Annotated in this window: 14 protein-coding genes; 6 read left to right on the top strand and 8 right to left on the bottom strand. The window is 72.2% G+C overall.

Features of this window, described 5'->3' with window-relative positions; translation table 11 throughout:
- The first annotated feature begins 18 nt into the window (after positions 1-18).
- The gene (locus tag BJY16_RS27825; RefSeq protein ID WP_185042517.1) at positions 19-402 is read left to right on the top strand and encodes a CU044_2847 family protein; all 384 of its coding nucleotides are present in this window, start codon (positions 19-21) and stop codon (positions 400-402) included.
- A gap of 4 nt (positions 403-406) precedes the next feature.
- Complete coding sequence (locus BJY16_RS27820) at positions 407-4,732, top strand: serine protease (protein ID WP_185042516.1); 4,326 nt, start codon at positions 407-409, stop codon at positions 4,730-4,732.
- Between the two features lie 6 nt (positions 4,733-4,738).
- On the opposite strand, the gene BJY16_RS27815 is transcribed toward BJY16_RS27820, so the two are convergent.
- Positions 4,739-5,725, bottom strand: coding sequence for an aldo/keto reductase (locus tag BJY16_RS27815; RefSeq protein WP_185042515.1), 987 nt, complete (start codon positions 5,723-5,725; stop codon positions 4,739-4,741).
- A gap of 101 nt (positions 5,726-5,826) precedes the next feature.
- Between BJY16_RS27815 and BJY16_RS27810 the strand changes: the two genes are divergently transcribed.
- Positions 5,827-6,684, top strand: coding sequence for a helix-turn-helix transcriptional regulator (locus BJY16_RS27810; protein WP_185042514.1), 858 nt, complete (start codon positions 5,827-5,829; stop codon positions 6,682-6,684).
- Between the two features lie 75 nt (positions 6,685-6,759).
- Here the strand turns inward: BJY16_RS27810 and BJY16_RS27805 are convergent, their stop codons facing one another.
- The 3 genes from BJY16_RS27805 to BJY16_RS27795 all read right to left on the bottom strand — a co-directional run bounded on the left by BJY16_RS27805 (position 6,760) and on the right by BJY16_RS27795 (position 10,436).
- A complete protein-coding gene (locus tag BJY16_RS27805) occupies positions 6,760-7,206 on the bottom strand; it encodes an anthrone oxygenase family protein (protein ID WP_185042513.1) in 447 nt (148 codons plus the stop codon).
- 118 nt (positions 7,207-7,324) lie between these two features.
- Positions 7,325-9,463, bottom strand: coding sequence for a PAS domain-containing sensor histidine kinase (locus tag BJY16_RS27800; RefSeq protein ID WP_185042512.1), 2,139 nt, complete (start codon positions 9,461-9,463; stop codon positions 7,325-7,327).
- Between the two features lie 139 nt (positions 9,464-9,602).
- Positions 9,603-10,436, bottom strand: coding sequence for an oxidoreductase (locus BJY16_RS27795; protein WP_185042511.1), 834 nt, complete (start codon positions 10,434-10,436; stop codon positions 9,603-9,605).
- 102 nt (positions 10,437-10,538) lie between these two features.
- Here BJY16_RS27795 and BJY16_RS27790 point away from each other — a divergent pair, with 102 nt between their 5' ends.
- The 3 genes from BJY16_RS27790 to BJY16_RS27780 all read left to right on the top strand — a co-directional run bounded on the left by BJY16_RS27790 (position 10,539) and on the right by BJY16_RS27780 (position 14,845).
- Positions 10,539-11,372 carry a helix-turn-helix transcriptional regulator gene (locus tag BJY16_RS27790; RefSeq protein ID WP_185042510.1) on the top strand — a complete coding sequence of 278 codons (834 nt, stop codon included), beginning with the start codon at positions 10,539-10,541 and terminating at the stop codon, positions 11,370-11,372.
- A gap of 222 nt (positions 11,373-11,594) precedes the next feature.
- Positions 11,595-11,963, top strand: coding sequence for a hypothetical protein (locus BJY16_RS27785; protein WP_203759097.1), 369 nt, complete (start codon positions 11,595-11,597; stop codon positions 11,961-11,963).
- Positions 11,964-12,256: 293 nt separating this feature from the next.
- On the top strand, positions 12,257-14,845 hold the full coding sequence (locus tag BJY16_RS27780; RefSeq protein ID WP_185042509.1) for a sensor domain-containing protein: 2,589 nt from the start codon (positions 12,257-12,259) through the stop codon (positions 14,843-14,845).
- 86 nt (positions 14,846-14,931) lie between these two features.
- Here the strand turns inward: BJY16_RS27780 and BJY16_RS27775 are convergent, their stop codons facing one another.
- From BJY16_RS27775 to BJY16_RS48600, 4 genes are all read right to left on the bottom strand, one after another.
- Positions 14,932-15,756 (bottom strand): ABC transporter permease, encoded by an 825-nt coding sequence (locus BJY16_RS27775; protein WP_185042508.1) that lies wholly within the window; start codon positions 15,754-15,756, stop codon positions 14,932-14,934.
- Positions 15,753-16,673, bottom strand: a complete 921-nt coding sequence (locus BJY16_RS27770; RefSeq protein ID WP_185042507.1) for an ATP-binding cassette domain-containing protein — start codon at positions 16,671-16,673, stop codon at positions 15,753-15,755. The genes BJY16_RS27775 and BJY16_RS27770 overlap by 4 nt, the downstream gene beginning before the upstream one ends.
- Before the next feature lie 90 nt (positions 16,674-16,763).
- Positions 16,764-17,441 carry a response regulator gene (locus tag BJY16_RS27765; protein ID WP_185042506.1) on the bottom strand — a complete coding sequence of 226 codons (678 nt, stop codon included), beginning with the start codon at positions 17,439-17,441 and terminating at the stop codon, positions 16,764-16,766.
- A complete protein-coding gene (locus tag BJY16_RS48600) occupies positions 17,438-18,634 on the bottom strand; it encodes a sensor histidine kinase (RefSeq protein WP_185042505.1) in 1,197 nt (398 codons plus the stop codon). The genes BJY16_RS27765 and BJY16_RS48600 overlap by 4 nt, the downstream gene beginning before the upstream one ends.
- Positions 18,635-18,641: the final 7 nt, after the last annotated feature.

Below are 18,641 nucleotides of genomic sequence, written 5' to 3'. Positions count from 1 at the left end.
CTGTCGTTCATGGCCGACATGTCAGATCCGATCAACTATCGCCGGATTCTCGCCGACACCGCGGACGTCGACGCCGGCGACGGCGGGCCGTCTCTGGAGCTGGTCCGCATCGAGGTCGAGGCGAGCCCCGACCGGCGCGGCGAGATCGGCGCCGTCGACGTGCTCGAACGCTTCAGCAACCGGGCTGACGAGGTCGGCGCCGCCGTTGCCGGCATGGCCGAGCGGTTGCGCGCCGCCCTGGAACGCGACACCCCGCCGCCGGCGGAGCCCGGCCGCTGGGAGATGTCGCAGGTCAGCATGGAGTTCGGCCTGAACCTGGAAGCCGAGACCGGCATCGTGGTCTGCAAGGGCAAGACGGCCGCCGCGTTCAAGGTGGCGGTCCTTTGGACCGCGAGGACGTGACGTCGTGGCCGGGCTCGCCATCGGTGAAGTGCGGATCGGCGGCCGCGCGCGCGGCACCGCGTTCGTGGTCACCGAGGACCTCCTGCTGACCTGCTGGCACTGTGTCCGGGATCGGCCCGCCGGGGCAAAGATCACCGTCACGTTCGCGCCGGACCTGACCGCCACCGTCGTCCTGCTGCAGGACGACGAGGTCAACGACATGGCGCTGCTCGGTTTCCGGCCGCCATTCCGGCTTCCCGCCGGTTGGTCGCCGGTGGCGCTGGGACGCGACGACGACGCCCCGCGGGAGGCGGCGGTGGATGTCACCGGCTGGCCGCTGGACCGGATCACCACGGTGGCCGCGCGTACTCTGCCGTGCCGGGTCGAGCAGCAGATCGTCATCGGCGCCGGTACCACGGTGCTGCAGCTCTACGCCGACCAGCTGATCGGCGGCGTCCGGCCGCGCGGGTTCAGCGGTTCCCCGGCGCTGGCCCGTACCCCGGCCGGTCCGGTCGCCGTGGGCGTCGCCCGCTGGATGCAGGAGGACGACGACGACCCGGAGACCGCGGTCGGCGGTGTCGTCTACGCCACCCGAATCAGCGACATCACCGCCCGGTGGCGGGCGCTGCGGCCGGTCTCGGCGCCGGCGCTCGACCTCGCCGGTGACCTGCAGGCCCCGTCTCGGCTGGCAGTCGAGGACTTCGTCACGGCTCAGCTGCGCGGGCCCGGCGGCGATCTGCCGTTCGCCGGGCGCGACGACGACCTCGCCGCCCTGGACAGGTGGCTCGACGAACCGGACGCGCCGCCGCAGCATCTGGTCAGCGGACCGGCCGGGATCGGCAAGAGCACGCTGCTGGTGCGCTGGGCGGCTCGGATCGCCGCCCGCCGCGACCTGCACGTCGTGCTGGTGCCGATCAGCGTCCGGTACGAGACGAACGAGGCCCGCGAGGCGCTGCTCGCGCTGGTCCACCGGCTCAGCCGGGTGCACCAGGAGAGCTACGACCGGACGATGAGCGCCGCCGACGCCCGCCAGAGCGTCCGTGCCCTGCTCAGCCGGCCGGCGCCGGCCGGCACCCGGATCGTGGTCATCGTCGACGCGCTCGACGAGGCGGCCGGCTGGACACCCGGGCCACGGCTCTTCCCGCAGCAACCCGGCGCCGGGGTCCGGCTGCTGCTGTCCGCCCGGCACACCGGTGAACACCCGGACGCTGCCGCCTGGACCGGCGAGCTCGGCCTGCCCGGCGCGCGCACCACCACCTTGTCCCGCCTCGGCGCGCCCGCCATGGCCGGCCTGCTGCGCCAGGCTCTGCCGGACGCACCGGCCGCCGCCCTCGACGCGGCCGCGGACCGGCTGTGGTCGCTCACCGACGGCGAGCCGGTCACCGTCGCCCTGCACCTGCAAGCGGCCGCCGCCGAGCCGGGCGGCCTGCCCGCCTGGACCGCGAACGCCGCCCAGACTCCGCCTGGCCTCGCCGGCTTCTTCGCCGTCTGGTGGAGGGAACAGCGCAAACTCTGGTCCGGGCACGGCGAGGGCCGCGTCGACGACGCCGAGCGGCTGCTGCGCATCCTCGTCATCGCCGAGGGACCGGTCACCCGCGCGGACTTGCTCACCCTCGCCGGCCGCCTGCGGCAACCCCTGGACGGGGTACGCGTCGACGCGGCTCTCACCGTGCTGAGCAGGTTCGTGCTCCCCGGCCGGACCGGCGGCACCGTGGTCGTCGCTCACCAGGTGATCACCGACATGCTCCGGGACCGTCTCGAGGCAGACGGCTCCGCGACGGAGTACCGGCAGACGTTCGTATCGTGGGGTGTCGACGTCCTCGACCGGTTGCACGCCGGCGACCTGTCCCCCGGCGAGGTGCCCAGCTACCTGGCCCGGCACCTGGCCGGCCATCTGACGTCGCAGGACACCTTTCATCCGTACGCGCCGCGGCTGGCTGGGCCGCTGTGGCGGCGGGTCAAGGACGCGGCCGGCGACGACATCGACGCGTTCCGCGCCGACGTGCAGACGGTCGCGAGTCACGCCCGCCGCCTCGACCAGCAACGCCGCGCCCGCGGCGAGAAACCCCGGCTCCTTCCGGAACGGGTGATCTGCGCCGCCGAGATCGCCGCCGAACAGCGGGCTCTCGGCACCGGCATGTCCGCGGCGCTCGCCACCGAACTGGTGCGCCACGGGCTGTGGCGGCCCGGCCGGGCCCTCGGATACCTCGCGACCTCCACCCACCCGGGGCTCTCCGACCGGGCGTACGGGGTGGCCGCGCTCGCGCCGGTCATCCCGGTCGAGGACCTGCCCACGCTGGAACAGCTGCTCGACGACGCGCAACGCAACACGTACTCGGAGGAGCTGGCCGCCGCGATCTCCGCCTGGGCGGTACGCCTCTACGAACTCGGCCACGTCGCGGAGGCTCTGCAGGCGGCGTTCCGGCTGCCCGAGGGTCACCACTCCCGCCGGTACGTCGCGATCTGGACGCTGACGGAACTGATCGCGAGGATGCCCGACGACCTGGCCGCCGGCGCGCTCGCCACGGTGGCCCGGCAGATCACCGAGTCGGATCAGCAGCACGACGACACGTACGCGATCGCTCATCTCACCGCGAGACTGCACCCGCAGCGCGCCGAACGGCTCGGTCTTGCCGAGCCGGCGGCCTTCCTGGTCGGCGAACTGGACGAGTACCGCAAGCGGGGGCACGGCGAGACGCCCTTCGTCCACCTGAACTACCTGCAGCACCACGCATTCGTCGCGGCCGCGCCGTGGATGCCGGAGGAGCAGGTCAGCGCGATCATCCGTTGGGCGATCTTCGATCGGCTCGGCCGTGATCCGGAGGCGGGCCGCTACGAGCAGGAGCAGGTGCTCCTGCCGGACATCAACTACGACGGGCTGCTGAGCGTGTTGCCCGCCGCCGACGCCGACGAGGTCGCCTCCTGGGTCCGCGCGGAGCTGACCGGCGCGAAACGGGTGTGCTGCCTCGCTCAGCTGCTCCCGCTTCTCGACCCGCCGGCCCGGCAGGACACCGCCGCCGAGATCGCCGAAGCCGCGCCGCAGGACCTCAAGGCCTTCGCCGACAGCCTGAACATGCTGATCCCGGCCGTGCCGGCGATGGTCCGGGCGGGCTGCACCGACCTGGTCGTCGACCTGATCGAGCGCACCGGCGCGGAGACCTGGCTCATCGCGACCGCCGCGGAGCACCTCACCCTCGAGCAGGCCCGCGATCTCATGCCGATCGCCGCGTCCGCCACCGTCCATCGGTCCCGGAAGGAACTGCTGGCCCGCCGGGCGGCCGACGGCCCACGGGAGGCGGCCGCCGTGCTCGAAGAGGTCCACGGTGACCGCACCTCGGAGGTGTCCGGCGAGCTGGGCTGGCTGCTGACCACCCACCTTCCGGCGGAACACGCCGAAGAGCCGCCCGAGCAGCGGGACCTGGCCGCCTGGTGGACCGCCGCGTACTGGGGCACCCCGCCGCCTGGCGGCCAGCGCTGGTATCCGCCCACCGGTCCCCGGCTGGAGCCCGGGTCGGGGTCAGGGCCGTGGTTCACCCTCTGCCGGCTCGCCGCGGTCACCCGCCGACCGCGCGGCGATCACCGCGACGCCGCGCTGGCCGAGATCCGGTCCCGGATCGGCGAGCTGCGCGAGGTCGCGTCCCGGCGTGGCTCGGTGTACCCGTTCCCGCCGGACAGCCCCTGGCTGGCCGGCAGCGTCGACGGGTGGGCCCCGTTCTTCGTCCGCCTCCTCGCCCCCGACGCCCGGCCGATCGTCCGCGAGCTGCTCTTCGACGGTGGCTACGGCGAAGGTGTCGAAGGACCCGAGCACAACCATGGGCGCGGCGAGTTGGACGACTGGGCGCGGGAGGCGCTGGCCCTGACCCCGCTGTTCTCCGCCGAACAGCTGGCCCAGCTCGAGCAACGGGCCGACACCCCGCAGATCGACAGCGGGACCCTACGGGCGTACGTCATGGCCGGCCTCGCCGTCGGGTACGCCCACCACGGTGATCGGGAGTCCGCCTACCGGGTGCTGTACCTGGTCGGCGGACCGAACCCGGCCGAGCTGAAACAGGAGGTCCTCGCCGAGCTGCTGTACCTTCTCGACCCGTCGGAGATCGTCGAGTGGACGGCGCAGGTGCACCGCAACCTCGGCACCGCGACCCTGCGCGGACCGGTCTGGGGTCATCTGTCGTCCCGCCTCGACGAGCTGACCGACGATCAGATGTGGGCCCTCATCGACCGGTGGCTGACCGAACACGCCCGCGGCAGCCGCTTCGACGTGCTGGCCGACGTGCTGCTCTACCGTTCGGCGATCGCCCGCCTCGCGGGCCGAGCCGAGTGCGCCCGGCTGCTGACCCTGATCAACACCTGACCGGCTTCAGTTCCCGACCTCGAGGGCGGCCATGAACGCCGCCGGGTATCGGTCGCCACGGGCTGACCCGGCCGGCACCGCCTTCTCGATCTCGGCCAGGTCGTCGCCGGTCAGCTCCAGGCCGATCGCCGGGAGTGCCTCGGCCAGCCGCTCCCGGGTGCGAGCCCCGATCAGTGGAACGATGAACTCGCCCTGCGCGGCGACCCAGGCGATCGCCAGCTGGGCGACCGTGCAGCCCTTGGCCTCGGCAACCCGGCGCAGCGCGTCGACCAGGGCGAAGTTGTGCGCGGCGTTCTCGCCCGAGAAGCGGGGACTGTGGTTGCGGTGGTCGCCGTCCCGGCCAGGCGCCCAGTGCCCGCTGAGCAGACCCCGGCTGAGCACGCCGTACGCGGTCAGCCCGATGCCCAGGTCACGCAGCGTCGGCAGCACCTCCGCCTCGATCCCCCGGGACAGCAGCGAGTACTCGATCTGCAGGTCGGCGATCGGGTGCACGGCATGGGCCCGGCGGATCGTGGCCGCCCCGGCCTCGGACAGCCCGGCGTACCGGACGTATCCCGCCTCGATCAGCTCCTTGATCGCGCCGATGGTGTCCTCGATCGGCACCCGCGGGTCGACCCGGGCCGGCCGGTAGATGTCGACGTGGTCGACCCCGAGGCGGGTCAGCGTGTACGACAGGAAGTTCTTGACCGCCTCGGGCCGCCCGTCGGCGCCGGAGAACCGCATGCCCGGCCCGACCAGCTGACCGAATTTGACGCTCAGCTGATAGCTGTCCCGGTCCCGGCCGCGCAGTGCCTCGCCGAGCAGCAGCTCGTTGTGGCCCATGCCGTAGAAGTCGGCGGTGTCGATCAGCGTGACGCCGGCGTCCAGCGCGGCATGCACGGTGGCGATGCTCTCGCCGCGGTCGGCCGGACCGTACGCCCCGGACATGCTCATCGCGCCCAGACCCAGCGCGGAGACGATCGGACCGTGCTCACCAAGAGTTCGTTTCTGCATGTCGCCAGCCTGCGCCGGATCCGCCGGGCCCGGCAGCGGAGCGCTTGTCGTGGGAGCGCCGCTCCCTGTCTCCCCGCCACCCGGCGAGGCAGCATGGTCGCATGGAACGTGACGAGCTGGCCGACTTCCTGCGCCGCCGCCGGAAGGCGATCCACCCGGCCGAGGTCGGCCTGTCCGACGGGCCGCGCCGGCGCACCACCGGTCTGCGCCGGGAGGAGGTCGCGATGCTGGCCGGCATGTCGGTGGACTACGTGGTCCGCCTGGAGCAGGGCCGCAGCAGCCAGCCGTCGACGCAGCTGCTGATCGCGCTGGCCCGCGCGCTGCGGCTGTCCGACGACGAACGCGACCACCTGTTCCGCCTGGCCGGGCACCAGCCGCAGCCGGGCGCCGACGCCGCCCGGCTGGCCCGGGCCGGTCTGCTGCGGATGCTCGACCTGCTCGGCGACACCCCGGCCATAGTCATCTCCGACCTGGGCGTGGTGCTGGCTCAGAACCGGGCGTCGATCCTGCTGGCCGGTGACCACACCGGTTTCACCGGCTACCGCCGCTACCTGACCTATCGCTGGTTCACCGAACCGGACTCGCACCCCGTCTCGTCCGCCGCGGAACGCGAACGGCTGGGCCGGCAGCACGTCGCCGATCTGCGCGCCGTGGCCGGCCGGCGGGCAGGCGACCCGGAGGTCACCGCCCTGATCGCGACCCTGCGCACGGCCAGCGCCGACTTCGACCGGCTGTGGGCCGAACACCAGGTCGCGGTACGCCGCAGCGACCGCAAGACGTTCGAGCATCCGAGGGTCGGCCGGCTCACCATGGACTGCGAAACCCTGGTCACCCCGGATCTGGGCCAGCAGCTGCTGGTGCTGACGCCGGCCGACGACGAGGCCCGCGAGCGCCTGGCCCTGCTGCGGGTCCTCGGCACCGAGGAGTTCCCCGTACCGCTCACGACGCAAGACCGATAACCCGTTCGCCGTACGAACCTCGCCGCGTCCGGGTTTCCGTAGAGCCGTATCGGACCGGGTGAAGCCGCGGTCGCGTCAGACGAGGGCGGTGACCAGCAGGGTGAAGGCGGCGAGGATGACGGCGAGGCGGCCGTAGTGGTAGCGCAGCCACCGGTTCAGCTGCTGCTTCCAGTCGGCGGGCCGGTTCTGCGGCGTCCAGGTCCGGTTGCGGTTGTTGATCGGGACCAGGAGCAGCACCGACATGAGCACGCTGACGATCAGCAGCCCGGCGGCGGTGACGACGAGCCCGGCGCCGTCGTGCTGCCAGCCGGCCACCGCCCAGATCGCGATCAGCACGAGCGAGCCGATGTACCAGAACGGCATCAGCGTGCCGAGCATCCGGCCGCCGTGTGCGTGGCCGAGCTGGCCGCTGTCCTCGGGCAGGGCGTCCAGGATCCGGTTCATGATGAAGGCGACGGAGAACTCCACGCCCACCATCAGGCCGACGACCACGGTCGTGACGACTTCCAGAGCGTCAAGCATGACGAACCCTCCATCGATCTAGCGTTGCTAGCTGATGATGCAAAGCTAGCACTGCCATCGATCGAGTGTCTAGCGCTGCTAGATTGGAGCGCGGAACGATGACCGGCGACCGCTTGCGCTAGCGTCCGATCATCACCGGCCCGGAGGACGGTGAACGGCTCCCGGCCGCGACCGGGAGGCGGATGGTGAAGGTGGTGGCGGCTTCATCGGGTTCGCTGACGGTGATGGTGCCGCCGTGTTGTTCGATGATGGTCCGGGCGATGGTGAGGCCGAGTCCGGTGCCGGGGATGCCGCTGTGACGGGCGGTGTCGCTGCGGAAGAACATGTCGAACAGCCGGTCGCGTTCGTCGGTGGCGATGCGGTTCCCGGTGTTGGAGACCGCCAGCGTGGCGCTGTGCGGGTCGCTGTGCAGGCTGATGCCGACGGTGCTGCCGGGGGCGGCCCAGGTGAGCGCGTTGGCGAGCAGTTCGTCGACGACTTGACGCAGCCGGTGGGGGTCCGCGCGCAGCGGTGTCGTCGGCGGCGTGTTCGCCTCGATCGTGACGTCGGCGGCCGAGGATTCCCGGGCGGCGTCGACGGCCGCGTGCACGACAGCGGCCAGGTCCATGGGCTGCAAGTTCAGGTCGATGTGTCCGGCGCGCATGCCGGAGACGTCGAGCAGCTTCATGACGATGCCATGCAGGCTGGTGGTGTTGCGCCTCATCACCTCGAGCATGAACCGCTGGTCCTCGGTCGTGTCGGGGTCGTCGAGCATCACTTCGGTGTAGGCCTGCACGCTGGTCAGCGGAGTGCGGAGCTCGTGGCCGACCAGGGCGATGTACTCGTCACGGGACTGATCGAGTTCAGCGGCGAGCCGTTCGGCGCGGCGCCGGACGAGGAACTCGCCGATCTGCGCGCCGATGCCGGCCATGATGACGGTGCGTGCGTCGTCCGGGGTTTCGGTGGTGTCGCTGTAGCAGATCAGCACCGCCAGGATGACCGACCCGCTGGGCACCGGGATGGCGAGGGCGGCGCGGAGTGGCCCCCAGTCGGCGGTCTGCTGGGCGGCGTCCGGGTCGGTGTGCAGATTCGCCGCCCAGACCGGGTTCGCGGTCTGCCACGCGCGGCCGGGGATGCCCTGGCCGTACCGTAACGGGTCGGGCATCGGGTGGGGCAGGTCGTAGTCGGCCTCTGCCCAGCACGTAGCCCGCCGAAGGATCTGCGCGACGTCGTCGACGGTCCACAGCTCCACCGCCGCCCAGCCCGCCATGCGACCGATGACCTCGACGAGTTGAACCAGGAGCTGGTCCGGCGGGCTGAGCTTGGACAGCAGCCGGGCGATCTCCAGCTCGCATTCCTTGTAGCGGGCGGCGCGGCGGTGCAGGGTCACGTCGTGCAGCGCGACCACCGCGGCCAGCCCTGGCTGGCCGGTGACCGGCCGGCCGTTGGCCCGGAAGTACCGGCGCGGCGCCGCATGCGCCCGGATCACCACCTCGGTGTCCCGCACCCGTTCGCCACGCAGTGCTCGCACCAGTGGCAACTCCTCGTCGCGCATGGGCCTGCCGTCGGGATGGAACACCGCCCGGTGCTGCGCCCACCGATCGACCGGCACCCCGTCGAGCAGGTGGCCGAACAGCTGGTGGGCACCGTCGTTGAACAGGACCGGCAGGCCCGCGGAGTCGCAGCCGACGACGGCGGTGTCGAGGCTGTCGAGCAGCGCGTGCAGGGTTTCGTTCTGCTGTTGCAGTTCCCGGCGGGCGAAGACTTCGGCGGCCATCTGCTCGGTCCGGGTCCGCAGCTCGGCGTTGAGCTCGTCCAGCGCGGGAGAGTCACCCTGATGGGCCTGCATGAAGGCGGTGACGTCCTCGGTGCGGTGCAGAATCCAGCGAAGCTCGCCATCGGCGCCGAACACCGGCGCGTTGGCGGGCGACCAGTAGCGGGTGTCGAACCCGCCGCCGGGCCGGGGGATGTCGTACTTCTGGATGGCCATCACGTCGGTGACCCGCTCGCTGAGCACCCGCCGCAGCGAGGATCCCCACATGCTCACCCCGCTCGCGGACGGGTCGTCGGGATTGTCGGGGAACGCGTCGAAGACCGGCCGGCCGACCAGCTCCCCACGGCTGCGCATGGTCGCCGTCAGATACGCCTGGTTCGCCTCGACGATCACCAGGCGGGTGTCCAGCACCAGCACCGGGGTCGGCACCGCCAGGAACAACAAACGGTGATCGACGTCGCCGTCCTGGCCGTGTGAGCTGGCCTGCCCGCCCCAATCCCCCATTCGGACATAATACGCATTTACCCTGGTGGTGGCGCGTAGCAATCAGGAGCACCGGCGTTGGCGTTGCGGCTCCACCAGCCACCGCCGCAACGCCGGCCCGCACCGGAACCTCCCGCGAGAGTCCCGCTCGTCGGGTGGTTCACCCCGCCAGGGCGGTCAACCGGGCCATCGCCTCCTCGGGCAGCTCGACATCCGCGGCGGCGACGTTCTCCCGCAGGTGCGCCACCGACGACGTACCGGGAATGAGCAGGATGTTGGGAGATCGCCGCAGCAACCAGGCGAGCGCGGTCTGCTGGACCGACGCCCCCACCGAGGCGGCCACCTCCTCGAGGACGTCGGACTGCACCGGGCTGAACCCGCCGAGCGGGAAGAACGGCACGAACCCGATCCCGTCCGCGGCGAGCTGATCGATCAGGGCGTCGTCGTCGCGCAGCACGATGTTGTAGAGGTTCTGCACGAACACGATCGGTGCGATCTGCCGCGCCTCGCCGATCTGCTCCGCCGTCACGTTCGACAACCCCAGGTGGCGTACGAGGCCCTCGCGCTGCAGCTCCACCAGCTGGCCGAACCGCTCGGCCAGCGACCCCGGCCCCTCGACCCGCAGGTTCACCGCGTCCAGCGCGTCCAGCCCGAGGTGCTTCAGATTGTCCTGCACCTGCTCGCGCAGGTTGTGCCCGGACAGCTGCCAGCTGCCGTCCTCGCCGCGGCGGAAGCCGACCTTGGTGACGATGCGCAGATCTTCCGGGTACGGGTGCAGCGCCTCCCGGATGAGTTCGTTGGTCACCACCGGGCCGTAGTAGTCGCTGGTGTCGATGTGCGTGATGCCCAGGTCGGCGACGGTGCGCAGGACCCGTACAGCCTCCGCGCGGTCCCGGACCGGCCCGAAGGCGCCGGGGCCGGCGAGCTGCATGGCGCCGTAGCCCATCCGGGTCAGCACCAGGTCGTCGGCGAGGGTGAGTGCGTCTCGGTTCATGACAACGATCGTGCCGCTCCGGCAGCGGTCCGGGGAGCCACAGCCTGTCCTGGTACCAGCCGTACCAGGCTGCGCCCGGCCGCCGGTGGCAGCATGGTCGGCATGGATCAACTCGGCGCCACGTTGCGCGCGTGGCGTGATCGTCTCGACCCGGCCGCCGCCGGGCTTCCGCACCACTCGCCGCGCCGCGTGCCGGGCCTGCGCCGCGAGGAACTCGCCGTGCTGGCCGGCATCTCCGCCGAGTACGTGGTGCGTCTCGAGCAGGGCCGCGCACCCACCCCGTCCGCGCAGGTCTGCTCGGCGCTGGCGCGCGCCCTGCGGCTGTCCGACGACGAGCAGGCCCACCTGATGCGCCTCGCCGGGCACGCCGCCGCTCCGGACCGGGTGCCACGGATCATCCCCGGCAGCCTCCACCGGATCATCGAACGGCTCGACGGCCACCCGCTCGCGGTCTACGACGCGGCCTGGCAGCTGCTGCACTGGAATGCGCTGCTCGCGGCCACGTTCGGCGATCCGACCGTACGCGGCCCGGAGGCCCGCAACGTGCTGATCATGCACTTCGAGGGCGGCCTGAACCGGATCCGGCAGAGCCCGGCGGAGCGAGCCGCTTTCGAGGAGTCCCTGGTCGCCGACCTGCGCGCGACGACCAGCCGCTACCCCGGCGACCCCGCCGTGACCGCGCTGGTCGCCCGCCTGCACCGCAGCCCCCGCTTCCGCGAGCTGTGGACCCGCGGGTCGGTCGCCGCCCACCAGGGCGCCAGCAAGATCGTCGAGCACCCGGACGTCGGCGACATCGCCCTGGACTGCGATGTGCTCACCACCCAGGGCTCGGACCTGCATCTGGTCGTCTACACCCCACGCCCGGGCACCGACGCCCGCAGCAAACTCGACCTGCTGGCCACCATCGGCACCCAGCAGATGACCGTACCCCGCTGATCGGCAGCGCCCGCACCCGCGCGTCATGGCACGGCAGGCTCAGGTCAGGGCAGTAGCGGATTCGTCATATTTTTCGGCCAACTCACGAGTCCTTACGCATCCTTCCATCGAGAGTTCGCGCTGTTGTGGAGCGCGGGCCGGTAGGATTCAGGCGTAGCGCCGCGCGGTCGGCGTGTGCTGCGAGCGGCAACACCCCGGCCCCGCCCGATGCCAGGTGAAGCGATGACCAAAAATGGCGGCACGAGCGCCGCGGACGAACAGGCCGAGATCGACGCCGAGACGGCCGCGTCGGGGCGCGCGTTGCAGGCCTCGAACGACGAGCGGGAGGCCGCCCTGCAGCGCCGGGAGCACGCCGCCGACCAGCGCGCCGAGGCCGCCGATCGCCGCGACGAGCGGGCAGCGCGACAGCAGGCCGCCCTCGACCGGGAACGATCCATGGCCGACGAACGGGACCGTCTGCTCGATCTGCGTGAGGCGCAGCTCGACGAACGCGAGCGCGTCGCCGATCAGCACGACATCGATCGGGAGATCGCCGCTTGGGACGACGAGGACGCGAAGCGATGGGGCACGGTCGACGGACGGAACTCTTGACGGCGACGTCGCCGTCATCGCCAGCCGCAGTGCCGCCTCGCCCGCGTGCGGAGATCCACACCGCCGCGTAGTTCCTCCGGCGTGCAGGGCGCGGGTCGTCGCCGAGGCCGCGGCCGGCCAGCACCGCCACCCTTGGCGGAACCGCCCGCGGCATGGGCGGCGATCCGGCCGCCCCGATCACCCCAGTCGCGCCCTCCCACCGTCGGCAGTTGGCGCAACGCTCAGATCGACGCGGCCCGCGCCGATCAACAGAACCAGGGTGTCCGGCGCTTCCAGCCGTACGGGGAGTCATGGTGATCGAAGACAGTTCTGTTGCGCACAACGCTCGGGCGCAGGCGGGTGCATGGCTGCGCGCGGCCTTCGACCATGCCTCCACCGGCCTGACCATCGTCGACGACAGCGGCCAGTACGTAGAGGTCAACCGCGCCTTCGCCGACCTGCTCGGCTACCGGGTGGACGAGCTGCTCGGCCGGCACTTCAGTGAGGTCACCCTGGCCGGCGAGCACGACTCCGACGTCGCGATGATGGGCGACCTGATCTCCGGCGCCCGCCGCTCGGTGGTCCGGGAGAAGCAGTACCGGCACCGCGACGGCACCCTGCTGGTCGCCCTGGTCTCCAGCTATCTCGTCCGGCCGGAGACCGGCCCCTCCTGGCAGCTGCTGAGCACCATCGAGTCGCTCTCCGAGGAGCGGGCCGCGCAGCAGCGACTGCTCGAGACGCGGACCGCCGGCGACGGCATCATCACCATCGACGACACCGGCATCATCGTCGCCTGGAACCGCGGAGCCGAGCGCCTGTTCGGTCACCCCGCCACCGACATGTTGGGCAGTCCGCTGGACGGCCTCGTCCCGCCCCGCGTACGGGAGACGTATGCCGCCCACTTGCAAGATCTGCTGGCCGGCGGCGGGGCGCTCCTCGGTCGTACCGTCGAGGTGGCGGCCCGGCACGCCGACGGCCGCGAGCTGCTGACCGAGCTGTCCCTGTCGACGTGGCAGCACGACGGGCACGCCCGGTTCACCGCGATCGCGCGGGACGTCACCGTCGAGCGGCGCGCCGAACAGGCCGCCGCCCTGATCAGGCACGCCGCGGTCACCGCGAACAGCGCCAACTCCTTCGTCGAGGCGGCCGCCGAGGTGGTGCGACAGGTCTGCGCCCGGCTCGGGTGGCGGGCCGGGCAGGCGTGGACCGCCGGCGGCGGGCCGGTCGCCTGGCACGTCACCGACCACCAGCACGCCTCGCCGGAGTCCGGATGCGCACTGCGCCAGCTCGCCGGCGAGGACAGCGCCCCGACCCCGCAGCAGCTCCCGTTGGACGCCGTCGCCCGGGTCGTCTCCGATCCGGCCGGCCTCGGACCGATGGGACCGGCCGTGTGGGAGTGCGGGATCGGCTCCGCGATGGCGGTGCCGGTCCTCGCCGGCGGCGAGGTCACCGCAATGCTCGGCTTCTATCTGCCGACCGGCAGCGCCGCGCCGGAACACGACCTGGTCCAGGCTCTCGAGCAGGTCGGTCTCGCGCTGGGCCGGGTGGTCGAGCGGCAACGGACCAGCGAGGCGCTGGCCTGGCAGGCGACCCACGACCCGGTCACCGACCTGGCCAACCGGCGGCTGCTGCTCGACCACATCCGGCGCACCCGCCAGGCGGACGGGCGGCAGGCCGCCCTGCTGCTGATCAATCTCGACCGGTTCCGGCTGGTCAACGACGCCTTGGGGTACGCCATCGGCGACCAGGTGCTGCGTCTGGTGGGCGAACGGCTCCGCGCCGCGGTGGGGGCCGAGGACCTGGTGGCCCGGTTGAGCGCCGACGAGTTCGTGGTCGTCGCCGCCATCTCGTGCGGGCCGGACGGGGCGCCGCTGCTGGCCGAGCGGCTGCTGCTGGACCTGCGGGAACCGTTGATCATCGGCGGGCACGAGCTGGTGCTGCGCGCCAGCGTCGGGATCCGCGCCGTCACCTGCGACGATCCGGAACATTTCCCGGCTGGCGTGCTCCGTGACGCCGACGCCGCGCTGCGCCAGGCCAAGAGCCGGGGCAAGGACCAGATCGTCGTCTTCGACGCGGCCATGGCCGGCAGCGCGGAGCGGCGGATGAACGACGAGATCGCCCTGGCCCGGGCGATCACCGAGAACCAGCTGATGCTGCACTACCAGCCGATCATCGCGCTGGACACCGGGCGGCCGGTGGGTGCCGAGGCGCTGGTCCGATGGCACCGGCCCGGGCAGGGTATGCAGCCGCCGGACCGGTTCATCCCGATGGCCGAGGAGAGCGGTCTGATCGTCGACCTGGGGCGCTGGGTGCTCCAGCAGGCATGCCGGGACGCCGCCGCCTGGCCGCACGAAGCGCCGATCATGGCGGAGGCCACGGTCAGCGTCAACGTGTCGGCACGGCAGCTGACCCATCCGCGTTTCCTCGCCGACCTGCGGGCGGCCCTGACCGACAGCGGGCTGCCGCCGGAGCGGCTCATCCTGGAGATCACCGAGACCGCGCTGATCAGCGCGCCGGAGGCGGCTCTGGAAACCCTGCACGCCATTCGCTCCTGCGGTGTGCAGCTCGCCCTCGACGACTTCGGCACCGGTTACAGCTCGCTCAGCTACGTCCAGAAACTCCCCGCCACCATCCTGAAGATCGACAAGAGCTTCGTCGACCCGGTCAGCGGGCCCGGCACCGGAACCGCGCTGAGCGAGGTGGTCATCAAACTCGCCGAGGCCATCGGGATGCGCACCGTCGCCGAAGGCGTCGAGAGCCCGGAGCAGGCCTCCGCCCTGCGCCAGCTCGGCTGCCACCGCGGCCAGGGCTACACCTGGTCACGCCCGGTGCCGAACACCGACCTGCAGGCCGTGGCGATGCGCCTGTGCGACGTGGGAAAAGTGCCCCAGGCGTCATCCTGAGCAGGGCAGCGCCAAGGCGGGAGCCGGTCGCGGTCAGCGACCGGCTCGCTCACGTCCTCCCGCGCGGCGGCAGGGCGCCGGCCCGCTCAGGCGTCGCGGCGGCGCAGCACCGTGACCGCCGCCGCGAGCAGCAGCACCAGCCAGCCGGTGAACACGGCCGCACCGGCCCCCGGTGAAAGCAGGCCGGGATCGCTGGCGATGCTCATGAACGCCTGGCCGGCGTTGGACGGCAGGTAGGGCGCGATCGTGTCGGACCAGCTCTCCGGCAGCAGCGACACGACGCCGGGCAGAATCAGCAGGACGGCGACCACACTGGTGAGCGCGGCAGCGGTGTTACGCAGCAGGAAGCCGAATGCCATGCCCAGTACGCCCACGCCGGCGAGATAGCCGGCGGTGCCGAGGACCGCCCGCAGCACTCCGCTGTCGGTGAGCGCGATGCCCTTGTCCCCCAGCACGGTCTGCGCACCGACGAAGGTCAGCAGGACGGTCGGCACCAACGTGGCCAGCGACACGCCGGCCAGCACCGCGACCTTGCCGGCGAGGACCGGCCACCGGCGTGGCACCGCCGCCAGCGAGGAGCGGATCATGCCGGTCGAGTACTCCCCGGCGATCAGCAACACTCCCAGGGTCGCGATGAGCAGCTGGGCCAGGTTCACCCCGCCGAGGCTGGCGCCGAGCGGATCGAGCGAGGACGGCCCGCCGGGTGGAGCCGGGGTGCCGGGTTCGATGGTGGCATCGGCCAGGAAGGCGGAGAAGCCGAGACCGAGAGCGGCGAAGACGGCGATCGTGGCAGCCATCATGATCAGCGATGATCGCAGGGAACGGAATTTGATCCACTCGGCGCGAATCACCCGCGAGACGGTGACGCTGGCATCGGCCGGGACAGCGGCGTGTGCGGTGGGCGTCGTCATCGCGGGCTCCGAACCGGGGTGCCGGCGTACTCGACGGCGTCGCGGGTCATCGACATGAACGCGTCCTCCAAGGACGTCTCGCTCGCGCTGAGCTCGTGCAGGGTGATGCGGGCGGCGGCGGCCCGGTCGCCGATCTGTTCCCGGGTCAGGCCGGTCACCTCCAGCGCGCCGGGTTCGCCGCTGGTGACCGTCACGCCGGCCCCGGCGAGGAGCTCGCGCAACGCGGCCGCCTGCGGCGAACGGACCCGCACGACCGTCTGGGACGCCCGCCGGGTGAACTCGGTGAGCGAGACGTCGGCCAGCAGGCGGCCACGGCCGACGACGATCAGATGTTCCGCCGTCTGGGCCATCTCGCTCATCAGGTGCGAGGAGACGAAGACCGTACGTCCCTCGGCGGCGAGTCCCTTCAACAGGTCACGGATCCAGCGGATGCCGTCGGGGTCCAGGCCGTTGACTGGCTCGTCGAGCATCACCACGGCCGGGTCACCGAGCAGGGCCACGGCGATGCCGAGCCGCTGCCCCATACCGAGGGAGAAGCCGCCTGCCCGCTTGCCGGCCACCTCCCGCAGCCCCACCGCGTCGATCACCTCGTCGACTCGCCGGGTGCTGATTCCGTGGGTCGCGGCGAGGGCCAGCAGGTGATTGCGGGCCGATCGCCCGGCGTGCACCGCCTTGGCCTCCAGCAGGGCGCCGATCTGCCGCATCGGGGCGCGGTGCTCGGCGTACCGGCGGCCGTTCACGGTCACCCGGCCGCTGGTCGGAGCGTCCAGGCCGAGGATCATGCGCATGGTGGTGGATTTGCCGGCGCCGTTGGGCCCGAGGAAGCCGGTGACCACGCCCGGCCGCACCTGAAACGTCAACGTGTCCACGGCGACCTTGTCGCCGTAGCGCTTGCTCAGCTCGACTACTTCGATCATGGATCTACGGTCGCCCGCGTAGGACCGGCGCCGCGTCCGCCGCCTGCGGACTCTTGCGCGTACCGCGAATGCGGTACGCCCGCCCGGCGCCTACTGCACCGGCGGGTCGGCGCGGACCAGTCCGGTCTGGTAGGCGATCACCACGAGCTGCGCGCGATCGCGGGCGCCGAGCTTGGCCATGGCCCGATTCACGTGCGTCTTGGCGGTCAGCGGCGACACCACCAGCCGCTGCGCGATCTGCTCGTTGCTGAGCCCGGCGGCGACCAGCGACAGCACCTCGCGTTCCCGCTCGGTGAGCACCCGCAGCACGGCCGGCGCGGTGCGTGGCTCCGGGTCGGGCTCGGCCAGGAACCGGGCGATGAGCCCGCGGACGGCCTTGGGTGACAGCAGGGCCTCGCCGGCGGCGATGGTCCGGATGGCGGCCAGCAACTCCGCCGGTTCCACGCCCTTGCCGAGGAATCCGCTCGCCCCGGCACGAAGCGCCTGGAAGACGTACTCGTCGACCTCGAACGTGGTCAGGATCAGCACCCGGGTGCCGGCCAGGCTCTCGTCGGCGGTGATCTGGCGGGTGGCGTCCAAGCCGTCCATCCCGGGCATCCGGATGTCCATCAGCACCACATCGGCGCCGGTGTCACGGACCCGCTCGATCGCCTCGGCGCCGGTTGCCGCCTCACCGACCACCGAGAGGTCGGCCGCCGAATCGATCAACGCGCGGAATCCGGCCCGGATCAGGGTCTGGTCGTCAGCCAGCACGACCCGGATCGTCATACCGCCTCCTCCTGAGTGGCGCGGGCCGGAAGCACGGCATGAACGCGGAAGCCGCCCTCCGGACGGCGACCGGCGCTGAACGTGCCGCCCACCGACTCGGCACGCTCCCGCATACCCAGCAGCCCCAGCCCGGTACCCGGCGACGCCGCGGGCGCCGCGCCGGCCGGGCCGCCGTCACAGACCTCGACGGTGACGGCGGCTTCGTCGTACGTCAGCCGAACCGTCACCGGCGTGCCGCTGGCATGGCGGCACGCGTTGGTCAGGGACTCCTGAAGGATCCGGTAAGCCGCCACGTCGACCGCGCTGGGCAAGGCCCGCGGCTGCCCGGACACCGTCCAGCGCACTGGCTGGCCGGCGGCGAACGCCTCGATGAGCGCGTCGAGCCGGCTGAGGCTCGGAGCCGGCTCGGTGGGAGCGTCCGGGCCAGACTCCTCGTCGCGGCGCAGCACGCCGAGCAGCGTAGCGAGTTCCTCCAGAGCGGTGCGGGCCGCGGCCCGGACATGGCCGAGGGCGTCCTCGGCGACGGCCGGCTGCTCACGGATCAGATGTCCGGCCACCCCGGCCTGCACGTTGATCACCGCTATGTGGTGTGCCACCACGTCGTGCAGCTCCCGGGCGATCCGCAGCCGCTCCTCAGCGACCCGGCGGCGGGCCTCCTGCTCACGGGTCTGCTCCGCGCGCTGGGCCCGCTCGGTGAGGACGGCGATGTAGTCGCGCCGGGTGCGTACCGAGGTGCCGGCCGCGACGGCCAATCCGAACCACAGCAGCAGCACCACGACCGCCGGATCGAGCCAGCCGACATCGAGCGCGACCACGGCGCAGGCGCCGAGCGTCAAGGCACTGGCCGTACCGACCGCCACGGCGGTGCGCCGAGACGTGCGAGTAGCCACCGTGTACGCCGCGATGCCCACGGTGAGCACCAGGAACCCGCGGGTCTGCAAGGTCACCAGGGAGACCGCGGCAGCCACGCTGACCACCCCGAGGACCGGCAACGGATGGCGGCGGCGCAGAGCCAGAGCGCCGCACCCGGTCAGTGCGAGCAGCACCGAGCCGGCCGTCACCGGCTGCGGAGGCGGGCCGCCGGGCGGGGCCACCGGCACCAGGCTGATCCCGAACACCAACGCGCCGAGCAGGCTGTCCACCGCCGTGGGGTGCGCCCGGGCGGCGTAGCGCAACCGCTCGACGCTCTTCACATCGCCC

Origin of the sequence: Actinoplanes octamycinicus, from assembly GCF_014205225.1 — a bacterium.
GTDB lineage: Bacteria > Actinomycetota > Actinomycetes > Mycobacteriales > Micromonosporaceae > Actinoplanes > Actinoplanes octamycinicus.
Note: the sequence above shows the minus strand (reverse complement) of the source record. Positions and strands in the feature narration are given on the sequence as shown.

Coding starts and splice junctions, on each gene's coding strand:
- BJY16_RS27800 (WP_185042512.1), bottom strand. CDS start 9,463: ATGGGGGATTGGGGCGGGCAGGCCAGCTCACACGGCCAGGACGGCGAC.
- BJY16_RS27810 (WP_185042514.1), top strand. CDS start 5,827: ATGGAACGTGACGAGCTGGCCGACTTCCTGCGCCGCCGCCGGAAGGCG.
- BJY16_RS27825 (WP_185042517.1), top strand. CDS start 19: ATGTCAGATCCGATCAACTATCGCCGGATTCTCGCCGACACCGCGGAC.
- BJY16_RS27795 (WP_185042511.1), bottom strand. CDS start 10,436: ATGAACCGAGACGCACTCACCCTCGCCGACGACCTGGTGCTGACCCGG.
- BJY16_RS27770 (WP_185042507.1), bottom strand. CDS start 16,673: ATGATCGAAGTAGTCGAGCTGAGCAAGCGCTACGGCGACAAGGTCGCC.
- BJY16_RS27785 (WP_203759097.1), top strand. CDS start 11,595: ATGACCAAAAATGGCGGCACGAGCGCCGCGGACGAACAGGCCGAGATC.
- BJY16_RS27815 (WP_185042515.1), bottom strand. CDS start 5,725: ATGCAGAAACGAACTCTTGGTGAGCACGGTCCGATCGTCTCCGCGCTG.
- BJY16_RS27765 (WP_185042506.1), bottom strand. CDS start 17,441: ATGACGATCCGGGTCGTGCTGGCTGACGACCAGACCCTGATCCGGGCC.
- BJY16_RS27805 (WP_185042513.1), bottom strand. CDS start 7,206: ATGCTTGACGCTCTGGAAGTCGTCACGACCGTGGTCGTCGGCCTGATG.
- BJY16_RS27775 (WP_185042508.1), bottom strand. CDS start 15,756: ATGACGACGCCCACCGCACACGCCGCTGTCCCGGCCGATGCCAGCGTC.
- BJY16_RS27790 (WP_185042510.1), top strand. CDS start 10,539: ATGGATCAACTCGGCGCCACGTTGCGCGCGTGGCGTGATCGTCTCGAC.